Annotated in this window: 1 pseudogene; it reads left to right on the forward strand. The window is 63.2% G+C overall.

Going from position 1 to position 261, the window contains the following annotated elements:
• A pseudogene (locus EOB49_RS35480) lies at window positions 1-261 on the forward strand (NADP-dependent phosphogluconate dehydrogenase); the annotation flags it as partial.

Consider the following 261-nt stretch of genomic DNA (forward strand, 5'->3'; position numbering starts at 1 on the left):
GCATGGGGACGAAGGACATCGGCACGGTGTTTTCCAACTGGAACAAGGGCCGGCTCAACTCCTACCTGATCGAGATCACCGCCAAGGTGCTGGCATCAGACGATCCGAAGACCGGCAAGCCGGTGGTCGACATCATCCTCGACCGCGCCGGCCAGAAGGGCACCGGCAAATGGTCGGTCATCGAGGCGCAGCAACTCGGCATTCCGGCGACGGCGATCGAGGCGGCGGTGGCGGCACGCGTTCTATCATCGATCAAGGACG

Source organism: Mesorhizobium sp. M7A.F.Ca.MR.148.00.0.0, from assembly GCF_003997735.1.
Taxonomy (GTDB): Bacteria; Pseudomonadota; Alphaproteobacteria; order Rhizobiales; family Rhizobiaceae; genus Mesorhizobium.